Raw genomic sequence first — 4729 nt, forward strand, 5'->3', positions numbered from 1 at the left:
ATGGACAACATGAACATCAATCATTATTAAACTCTGATGATCATTTAAGGTTATTAGATGAGTTTGGTGGTGAAGAAGTACTATCTTTAAAGAGGGAAGTTAATGAAATTTATAATGAGTTTAAAGAAAAGCAAGGAGAATTAAATAAGTTAGTTGAAGAAGAAAAAGATCGTGAGAGAAGAATTGATCTATTTAATTTTCAAATAAATGAGATTGAAGAGGCTGGATTAAAACTTGGGGAAGATGAAGAGTTAATTGAGGAAAAAAAGAGATTGAGCAATGCGGAAGAATTGAGCAGATCTGTTACTAATGCTTATCATCAAATCTATGAGACATCTTTTGAAGAAGATGCTATTATAGATAAGTTAAAGAAGATTTCTAAGGATATCGATAGTTTAATCTCGGTGGATAAGAGTTTAGAGAAGGTCTCCAATCAATTGACAGAATTGACTTATGGCTTAGAGGATGTCTCTTTTCAGTTAAGAGATTATCAAGATGAAATCGAATTTGATCCTCAAAGATTAGATATTATTGAGGAGCGGTTAAGGGTAATTAATGATCTAAAGAGAAAGTATGGAGATGAAATCGAAGATATATTAACTTATTGTGATGGGATTAAAGTTGAGTTAGAAGAGGCTGAAGGAATGGAAGTGAGAAAAAAGGGGTTAGAGGAAGATATAAAGAGGCTTGAAGAAGATTATAACAATAAAGCTAAGAGTTTATCTAATAAGAGGCAAGAAGTAGCCAACTTATTAGAAGAGAAAATTTTGAAAGAATTAAAGGATTTATCTATGGTCCAGACTAAATTTAAAGTTAACTTTGAAGAGAGAAGTGGCTTTAGTGGTGATGGTATGGATAAGGTTGAGTTCTTAATTGCTCCTAATCCTGGCTCTGGTCTAAAACCTTTGGCTAAGATAGCTTCTGGTGGAGAATTATCGAGGATAATGTTGGCTTTAAAGACGATAACAGCACATATTGATGATATCTCTACCCTTGTTTTTGATGAGATTGATACTGGTATTGGTGGAAGAGTTGCTAAGTTAATAGCAGATAAACTTCTTTTCTTATCAAGAAAGCACCAATTAATATGCATCACTCACCTTCCTCAAATTGCTTGTATGGCTGATAGCCATTATTTAATAATGAAGAAGGTAGTCCAAGAGGAAACAGAGACTGTAATTCATCCTTTGACCGATAATGGAAGGATTAGAGAGTTGGCCCGGATGTTAGATGGTAGTTTAAATGATACTACCATAGATCATGCCAAAGAACTAATCGGGGCAGCGGATGAAAAGAGAAGATCATATGATAAGACTAGTTTGTAAGAAGTATAATTCATTTTAAAATTTAATATATCAGTAGAAAGATCTTCAGTTTATTTCTTTAGAAATAAACTGAAGATCTTTCTTTTTTGAAGTTGCAATTATATAGTAATAAAGCGAAGCTTTATTACTGGTGATGAGTAATCAGTAATGGGTAATGAGTAAAACCTTAAAAAAACAGAAACCCCTTTGTCACCTAAGACTTATAAGAGGTTTTGAGGTTTTGAGATTTTGACTTTACTCATTACTCTTCACTCATTACCCATTACTAGTGGCACGAAAGTGACACTTAATTACTATTAATCCTAACTTTAATATTAATATAACTAAGTAATATTAGAAGAAATGAGGTGAGAATATGTTAATCGATACTCATGCACATTTGGATTTTGATAGATTTGATAAGGATCGAGAAGAGGTAATTCAAGCTGCTTATGAGAGTGGTGTTGAGCGAGTGATAAATATAGGAGCTGATATGGATTCAAGTCGTAATTCGGTAAAGTTAGCTAAGGAATATGATTTTATTTGGGCTACTGTAGGGGTTCATCCTCATTATGCTCAAAAATTTACTGAACAGGATTATAAAGAGCTTAAGGAATTAGCATCTTATGATAAAGTAGTTGCTATTGGTGAGGTGGGTTTAGACTATTATTATGATAATTCACCTCGACAGAAACAACAAGATGTCTTTAAGAAGCTTTTAGGATTAGCTAATGGCTTTGATCTTCCTGTAGCTATACATAGTCGTGAAGCAAAGGAAGATACTCTAGATATTCTTAAAGAGGAAGGTAAGGGTTTAGAAGGGGTAATGCATTGTTATGCTTATGATTTAGCTACTGCTAAGGAGGTAATAGATTTAGGTTTTTATCTGGCCTTTGGTGGAGTTATCACCTTTAATAATGCAAGTCAGTTAAGAGATGTAGTAAGAGAGGTTCCTTTAGATAGGGTCTTAATTGAAACTGATGCACCTTATCTTACCCCAGCTCCTAATAGAGGTAAGAGAAATGAACCTAAGTTTGTTAAAGACGTTGCTAAGAAGATTGCTGAGGTTAAGAATTTAGATTTAGAAGAGGTAGCAAAAATAACAACTGAAAATGCTAAGAGTTTATTTAATTTAAAATAGTTTAAAAGAAAGGTAATTTTTTTAGGGTGAAGGATGAATATAGTGATATTATTATTAATGTGAATATGCAGGTCAATTCAATTAATGGTGTAAATATACTATTATGGGAGGTATATAGATGTTCATCTAATCATTTGTAGTTTAATAATTGAGTGGTTTATTAAGAATTAGGTGATTTTAAGTTTGTTTTAAGTAATTTATCTGTTATAATAGAATATAGTTGAAAGTTAATTCTTATTTATACTAAGAAGATGCTAGATCAGTTATATATTATATATTTAAGTTTAAATCATTAATACTTTTCTTTAAAACCCTCTAGAATTAAGAGAGGAAAATTCTAAGGTTTAACCAGGTAACATATTGAATAAGAGGAATAAAAACCTATAAATTATAATAATATATAATACTTGCTTGCTTTAAACAGGAAATTTTATTATAATTAAATATAGTTAATCTTAAAGTTGAAAAGAGATTATTGATTTAATTTGGAATAAAATCTAGGTATGTTGAAGGTATAAATATATTGATGTAGAAGTTAGATTATGTAAAATATTTATTATATAGATAATTTGCAAGATTTACGTATATTTTATGACTGGACTGTAAATTTGTCATTCTCCTTTAATAATTTCATAAGACTATAATAATGGGGATAATTTATAAAAATTTACTCATTTTAGGTGAAAAATAAAATAATATTCACCTAGAATTATTAAAAAAAGGGGGAAAAGAAATGAAAAAGTCACTTATGGGTATTTTGATCCTAGTATTATCACTTTCACTACTAGTAGGGTGTGGTGGAGATCAAGCTCAAGATCAAGCTGAAGAAGGAGCACAAGAGAATTTGGCTCTTGACCAAAGAGAAGTAACAGAAGAGGTTACTCTTAGATTTTGGGAGAAAGAAGAGCCAGCTGTAAGGTCTACTCTTGATGCGTTGATTGAGAAGTTTGAAGAGAAAAATCCAAATATTACTGTTGAAAGAACTAATATGGAGACTGAGGATTTAAGACAAAATACTCAGACTGCATTTATGGGTGGAGAAGGTCCTCACTTGACAAGTAGTCCATTTGATCATATTGGGCCTTTTTCAGCAATGGGAATTGCTGAAGAATTAGATAATTTAATTAGTGATGAATTGAAAGATCGATTTATTGATGGTGCATTAGATGGATTATCCTTAGAAGGAAACCTTTACGGTATTCCAGCTACTATGGGTAATCACTTGACATTATTGTATAATAAGAACTTAGTAGATGAAGCACCAGAGACTTGGGATGAATTGATTGAAGTTGCTAAGGAATTAACTGATGGAGACACTTATGGATTAGCTTATAATGCTGCTGAGCCTTTCTGGTGGGTAGTATTCCATGGAGGTTTTGGTGGCTGGGTATTTGATGAAGATCTTAACCCGACTTTAGATGATGAAGCTACAGAGAATGCAATGCAATTTGTTCATGATCTAAGATATAAGCATAGAATTATTCCTGGTGAGTCAGATTATGATTTAATGGACAGTTTATTTAAAGAAGGAAAAGCTGCATTTATCATTAATGGTGACTGGTCTTATGGTGAATATGCTGATGCAGAAAACATTGATCTTGGTGTAGCATCAATTCCAATGTTTAATGAAACTGGACTTTATGGTCAGCCAATGACAAGTGGTACTTCTTATATTATGATGGCTGAGCTTCCAGAACAAGAGCAGATTGCTACTATTAAATTTATTGAATTTATGACAAGTGAAGAAGCTCAAAATATGTTCATTGAAGAAAATATGTTCTTACCAGCTAATAAGCATGCTTATGATCATCCATTAATTACAGAAAATCATATTATGGCTGGATCTGCTGAGCAGCTACAAAATGGTAGACCAATGCCAGTTGTTGCTGAGATGAGAGCTATTTGGGATGCTATTAGACCTTCATTACAAAGAGTAATGTCAGATGACTTAGACCCTGCAGATGCTCCAGCTCAAATGCAAAGAAGAGCTGAAGACACTATTGAAGATATGAGATAATTTTTTTAATAATAAAACCAAAAGTTATGGAGGATTCCTATCCTCCATAACTTTATTATGAAGGAGGATAAAGATGAAGAAGATATTGGGCCAAGATGAGAATCCATTATCTAACTTTTTTAAACAGTATGGATTCTCATACGCTATGTTATTACCAGCTTTAATAGTAGTTGCTTTAGTAATTATATATCCATTTTTCTATAACTTTAGACTTGCCTTTTCTAATCTTAATATGTATAGAATGAGGCCTTTTATTAGAGAGGGTAT

General features: G+C 32.0%; 3 protein-coding genes and 1 pseudogene. All 4 read left to right on the forward strand.

The features are described from left to right. Window positions 1-1325 (forward strand): DNA repair protein RecN (recN, locus tag HALSAC_RS15320; protein WP_035571514.1); only part of this gene is annotated, 1325 nt, incomplete at its 5' end. Window positions 1326-1680: 355 nt separating this feature from the next. Continuing rightward, window positions 1681-2445, forward strand: a complete 765-nt coding sequence (locus HALSAC_RS0107510) for a TatD family hydrolase (protein WP_027339752.1) — start codon at window positions 1681-1683, stop codon at window positions 2443-2445. A gap of 733 nt (window positions 2446-3178) precedes the next feature. After that, a complete protein-coding gene (locus tag HALSAC_RS0107515; RefSeq protein WP_027339753.1) occupies window positions 3179-4462 on the forward strand; it encodes an extracellular solute-binding protein in 1284 nt (427 codons plus the stop codon). A gap of 73 nt (window positions 4463-4535) precedes the next feature. Beyond that, a pseudogene (locus tag HALSAC_RS17250) lies at window positions 4536-4729 on the forward strand (sugar ABC transporter permease); the annotation flags it as partial.

The sequence above is a fragment of the Halonatronum saccharophilum DSM 13868 genome (genome assembly GCF_000517025.1).
Lineage (GTDB): Bacteria > Bacillota > Halanaerobiia > Halobacteroidales > Halobacteroidaceae > Halonatronum > Halonatronum saccharophilum.